Source organism: Cetobacterium somerae ATCC BAA-474 (genome assembly GCF_000479045.1).
Taxonomy (GTDB): domain Bacteria; phylum Fusobacteriota; class Fusobacteriia; order Fusobacteriales; family Fusobacteriaceae; genus Cetobacterium_A; species Cetobacterium_A somerae.
Genome location: NZ_KI518189.1, coordinates 1 through 4870 on the forward strand (window position 1 = coordinate 1; position 4870 = coordinate 4870).

Below are 4870 nucleotides of genomic sequence, written 5' to 3' on the forward strand. Positions count from 1 at the left end.
AAAAGTGATGTTAATTTTTCTTTTATTCTTTCTTTTTTTATATTTTGATTTGTTTTAATTTTATTTTGGTTCAAAGATTGTTTTATCTCTTTAATTTTTTCTTTTGGATTTTCAGAATTTAAAATTTCAACTATAATTTCCTCATTTTCTTTTTCAATTTTTTTTAAATCTTTTATAATTCTATCAGGAAGTTTATAAATGGTAGCTGAATCATATTGTATAGATAGTTGTTTTCTATCCAAACAAAGATATACAAAATCTTTTTTAAATCCTAAATTTTCATACCATTTTCCAAACATCCCATTTTTATTATTCGAAAATATTTTATGAGCTTCTAAAAAAACATCTCCTAATTCTTTTATATTTTCTTTTAATAAGTTCCCTGTATAAATTGCTTTTTTTTCAAGTTCAATTAAATATTCTTTATCATTAGTATTGAAACCAGTATAATCAAAATTTGAATCGAATTTATCTTTTTTTATTACGACTTCACTTTTTTTATAATTTGCTAACAATCCCATTTTATAATTTCCCCCACTAAATTTTTATAATCTATTGCTGCTGTACATGTAGAATCTATTTGATAAATTGAATTTTTATCAAGTCCTAATAAATTTAATTTTGAACAAGTTCTTATTGTAGATATAGTTGTCTTAAAATTTTCTTTTAAATGTTCAAAGATTTCTTTACTTACTTTTTTTCTTTTATCTAGTTTAGTTGGTAAAACTAAAGTATTTTTTATTTTTACATCTAACTCTTCTTCTGTTTGTTCTAATGTTTGAATTAAAAGATTCAAGCCATCTAAAGCTAAAAGTTCTGTTTCACAAGGAATTAATATATAATCTGAAGCATATAAAGCATTTATAGTAAATAAATTCATACTAGGAGGGCAATCAATTATTATATAATCATATGTTTTTTCTAGTTTATTTAAAGCTTTTTTTAATAATTTTTCTGTTCCAAATTTAGAAGTCAATTGTCTTTCTGCTAAGTTTAAAATTAGATTAGATGGAATTAAATCAAAATTTTCTGTTTCAACAATAACATTATTAATATTTTTTTGATCTACTAAAATATCTTTTATTGTTAATTTAGGAGTTTCAGATAAGGCTGTAAATGTTAAACTAGCCTGAGGATCTGTATCAATTAATAAAACTTTTTTATTTTGTAATGTTAATCCTGATCCGATACAATGAGTTGTTGTTGTTTTTCCTACTCCACCTTTAAAATTAATAATTGAAATTATTTTAGACATTTTTTCCTCCTGATTAAAGTTTATTTTTATTTGCTCTGTAGTAATATCTATTTTAACTAATTGATTTTTTTTATATCCTGTTTTTTCAATTATTTCTTTATCTAAGGTAAATCTGTATAGCTTACTATTTCCATTTGCTTGTACAATAAGTGGCTGTCCTTCATTATCTTTTTTTAAAATTATTTCATTATTTTTTTGATTATAAAAACATTTTAATATTTTAGGTTCATTCATTATTTTTATTCCTTTTATTGGGATATTTAGATACGCTGTTGATATTTTATTTTTTTTATTAAATATTATATTTATTTTTTTTTCAAAAATCATTTTTACTCCTTAGGAAAATATCTTCGGTCATGACCGAAGATATTTATTAATATAAAAGAAGTTTAGCTATCTTATAGGCTTCTTCTTCTGAATTTACAATATATTTCACTTTTTCTTGTTTACAATTTTTTTTAAAATAAAGAGTTACTTCAATTCCATTTTTTAATACAGTTAATCTCATATTAAGCCTCCTTGATTTTTAGAGGATAAAATGATATACTTCTATTGCCAGTAGGGGTATATCGTTTTGATTACCTCTTTTTTTTATTTTTATATTATAAGAATACAACATAATCAACCAAAAGTCAACGCATAAATTTAATTTATATTAAAAATGCGTTGATATTTTTTTTAATTAAACGTTGTTATAGTTGTTTATATATTGTTATATATTGTTATATATTGTTGTGTACAAAAAATATTATAAAAAAAATGCAGGTATCCCTTGATTTATATAGGATTTAAGACGATTATATAAATCCTCATTTAATGGGAGTAGTTTTCCTCATTAGATGGGAGTATCTTTCCTCATTAAGTGGGATCACTTTCCTCATTTAATGGGAGTATCTATCCTCGTTAGATGGGAGCTTCTAATATTTGTTTATTTTTTATCTTCATTAAGTGGGAATAAATTAAGAAAAAAGTAAAATTTCTTCATTAAGTGGGAGTATTTAGCTTGAAAAATATAAAATTTTTAGGTATAATTTAATAAAATAATCAAAAAAAACTAAAATTAATATAGATATACCCATGTAATGACGAAAAAATTGTTGGAGATGAGTTATGAAAATAGTGAAAAAGAAAAGCAACAATTTAGATTTTCAAGAGATTATAGATACGCCAGAAACAGAAATAGTTGAAGAAAATATAACCTTAGATGAGAGTTTTATAAAAAATAGAGCATTAATTAGAATGGATATGAATATTATTCAGTATCCTATATTTAGTAAAAATACTAAAAGAAAAACAAATCAAATAGTTAAATATTATTTTAATAATAATAGGGATACGTATATAACCGTTACTCCTGCATCAGGGTATCATATACCTGGTGAAATGGAAGAAAAAGTATTTATAGTATTGATGAAGATAATGAAAGATAAAGGAATGCCTCAAAAATTTTGGGTTACATTAAGTGAATTAAAAAAAGAGTTAGGATTAAATACAAATAGAGCTAACGAACTTATAAAAAAAAGTTTATTAAGAATAGCGAATACTTTTTATAGTTTTAAAAATACTATGTATTTTAATGAATTAAAATCAGTTTTGAAGGAAGAAATAACAAGATCTATTTTTGAGTTAGATATTGTTAGTTTGGAAAGAAAAGAAAATGCTGAAATTAAAGCTCAAATAAACGATAAAAGAATAAAAGAGATATATCAAATAAAAATATCTGATTTTTTCTATAAAAATATATTGGCTAAAGGTTATTTGGTTTATGATGCTGCAGTTTTATTAGATATAGAATCAAGTACTGCTAGAACAATATATATGTTAATTGAAAAACTTAGATTTAATGAAGTTTATTTAAAAATAGATGTTATGTATTTAATTAAAAGGATTCCATTAAAATATGATAAAAGTAATATAGGAAGAACTGTGAAAACCTTAATTAAAAGTTTTCAAGAATTAAAAGATAAAGATTTGATAAAGAATTTTGTTTTGGAAAAGGAAGGCACTTGGGAAAATGCTGAAGTTGAGGTCTTTTTTTATGATTTTACTGTTCAAGATAAACAACAGAGATTTTTTGATGATTTAAATGAATTTAGACATTTAAGTCAAAGTCAGTTGTTGGTTAGTCACACGGAAAATAAAGATTTACAAGATGATAATACTGAAAAATTAAAAGAGTTTATAGTTGTTACACCAGAAATGATAGAGGAAGTTTTAAAATTAATGCCTATAAAAGCAAGAAGTTTAAAAACAATGCCTAAAACAATAAAAGATGCTATTGAAAATTATGGTTTAGAAAAAGTTCAAAAAGTTGCGGTATATATGAAAAAAATAAAGTTGATAAAGTAAGAGCATATTTTATTAAAGCTTTAGAAAATGATTGGACTAAAGATGAAGAAAATATAGTTTTGATTGAAAAAAAAGAAGAATTTGAATTGTTCAATATAAACAAATTAGAAATTAAAGAAAATCAGCTTGAAAATAAAATAATAAGAAAATCTTTAGAAAAATTTAATGAATTATCCGAGGAAGAAAAGTTAGAAATAGAAAAAAATGCATATGAATATTATGTAAAAAAATGTGGACAAGATACAAAAATTCAAAAGATTGCGTTTAAGGCTGGAAAGACTACCATAATATGTGATTATTTAGAAGAAAAAAGATATTTTGATAAAAAAATTGAAGTTGATATAGAAGAAATAATCCCATTAAATAAGGATAAAAAGAAATTAAATTTAACAGAAGTTTATAAATCGATAAATGAAAAAATAACTTTTTATTCTGGATTGTTGAATATGAATTCTGATCAAGAGATGCTATTAAGGTTAGAAGTAGGAAAAGAGATTTTGTTGAAAAAAAATTTAGAAAATCTTTTAGAAGAAGATATCATAGAAATGGTTAGATTAGTTGTTTTGAGAATAAATAATGAAAAAAATAAATAATATTTGGAGATAAAATGTTATTAAAATTAGAAAAAGAGATTATTGAATTTTCCCCATATAATGAACAAGAAAAATTAGATAAAAATATTTTATTAAAATTGTTAAATAGTGAGAAAAATATTTTTTCGAGAAAAAATAAAATATGCCATTTTACAGCTTCATCATGGATTATAAATGAAGAAAAAACAAAAGTTTTAATGATTTATCATAATATATATAATTCCTGGTCTTGGACAGGTGGTCATGCTGATGAAGAAACGAATCTTTTGAAAGTTGCTTTAACGGAGGCTAAAGAAGAGACTGGGTTAGAAAATATTAAAGTTTTGCTAGAAGATATTTTTTCTATAGAAATACTAACAGTAGATGGACATATGAAAAATGGAGAGTATGTATCATCTCATTTACACCTAAATATTACTTATTTATTAGAGGCAAATGAACACGATATGCTATCGATTAAAGAAGATGAAAATAGTGATGTATGTTGGATAAATATAGAAGAAAGCGAAAAAATTTCAAAAGAAGAAAAAATGAAAATTATTTATAAAAAATTAAATGAAAAATTAAAAAAATATCTTCGGTCATGACCGAAGATATTTTTAATAAATTTTATAAATCAATCTAGAATTAATTTGAGGACTTATTTGAGTCTTCTTCAAATTTTGTGTAAATT

The 4870-nt window shown here is 22.7% G+C and carries 6 protein-coding genes; 3 read left to right on the plus strand and 3 right to left on the minus strand.

Annotated elements, in window-relative coordinates; all coding sequences use genetic code 11:
- From HMPREF0202_RS10640 to HMPREF0202_RS15645, 3 genes are all read right to left on the minus strand, one after another.
- On the minus strand, positions 1 to 521 hold a 521-nt coding region (locus tag HMPREF0202_RS10640; RefSeq protein WP_023052513.1), incomplete at its 3' end, for a hypothetical protein.
- Positions 509 to 1582 carry a ParA family protein gene (locus tag HMPREF0202_RS14805; RefSeq protein WP_023052514.1) on the minus strand — a complete coding sequence of 358 codons (1074 nt, stop codon included), beginning with the start codon at positions 1580 to 1582 and terminating at the stop codon, positions 509 to 511. The genes HMPREF0202_RS10640 and HMPREF0202_RS14805, both read right to left, overlap by 13 nt.
- Positions 1583 to 1628: 46 nt before the next feature.
- Positions 1629 to 1763 carry a hypothetical protein gene (locus tag HMPREF0202_RS15645; RefSeq protein ID WP_023052515.1) on the minus strand — a complete coding sequence of 45 codons (135 nt, stop codon included), beginning with the start codon at positions 1761 to 1763 and terminating at the stop codon, positions 1629 to 1631.
- A 602-nt stretch (positions 1764 to 2365) separates the two neighbouring features.
- Here HMPREF0202_RS15645 and HMPREF0202_RS10650 point away from each other — a divergent pair.
- The 3 genes from HMPREF0202_RS10650 to HMPREF0202_RS10660 are packed head-to-tail and all read left to right on the plus strand — an operon-like array spanning position 2366 to position 4784.
- Complete coding sequence (locus tag HMPREF0202_RS10650) at positions 2366 to 3604, plus strand: hypothetical protein (protein ID WP_023052517.1); 1239 nt, start codon at positions 2366 to 2368, stop codon at positions 3602 to 3604.
- Positions 3605 to 3663: 59 nt separating this feature from the next.
- Entirely contained in the window at positions 3664 to 4197 is a 534-nt protein-coding gene (locus tag HMPREF0202_RS10655) for a hypothetical protein (RefSeq protein ID WP_023052518.1), read from the plus strand.
- A gap of 14 nt (positions 4198 to 4211) precedes the next feature.
- Positions 4212 to 4784 (plus strand): NUDIX hydrolase, encoded by a 573-nt coding sequence (locus HMPREF0202_RS10660; protein ID WP_023052519.1) that lies wholly within the window; start codon positions 4212 to 4214, stop codon positions 4782 to 4784.
- Positions 4785 to 4870 lie beyond the last annotated feature (86 nt).